Raw genomic sequence first — 640 nt, forward strand, 5'->3', positions numbered from 1 at the left:
GTGCGGACGCTCCGGCCCCGGATTCGGCCAAGGCGGGTGCGGACGCTCCGGCCCCGGATTCGGCCAAGGCGGGTGCGGACGCTCCGGCCCCGGATTCGGCCAAGGCGGGTGCGGACGCTCCGGCCCCGGATGCGGCCAAGGCGGGTGCGGACGCTCCGGTCAAGACCCCGGCCGTCGCTCCGGAGCCGGGCCCGGCTCCGACCTCCGCCGAAGACGAGGCCGACACCGCCGCCGATGCCTCGCCCGAGCCGGCGGCGCACGACAGCGAGCGCACCGCGGTCTTCCGGGCCGTGCGCCAGGGGAGCCGTAAGGATGCCCCGGTGTCCGCCGCCGCGAAGCCGGCCAACGCCGAGCGGCCCCCCGCGAAGGATTCCGATTCGGCCCCTGCCGACACCTCGACCACGGGTTCCGCCACCGCTTCGGCTGCCGCCGATGCCCCGTCCGGCAAGCCGGCACCGGCTTCCGCCGACAAGCCGTCCGGAACCACCCGCCCTGATTCCGGTTCGGCATCCGCCGCGGACCGGCCGGCCGCTGCCGACACCTCGGCCAAGCCGTCGGCGGACGACAGCGAACGCACGGCCGTGTTCCGGGCCGTGAAGCCGGGTTCGGGGCCTGCGGGTAAGCCCGCGGATTCCGCTTC

Annotated in this window: 1 pseudogene; it reads left to right on the plus strand. The window is 76.4% G+C overall.

The window, feature by feature from the left end:
• Positions 1-320 precede the first annotated feature (320 nt).
• Positions 321-640 (plus strand): annotated as a pseudogene (locus tag K7B10_RS40420) (hypothetical protein); the annotation flags it as partial.

It is taken from the genome of Streptomyces flavotricini, from assembly GCF_020639365.1.
Lineage (GTDB): Bacteria > Actinomycetota > Actinomycetes > Streptomycetales > Streptomycetaceae > Streptomyces > Streptomyces flavotricini.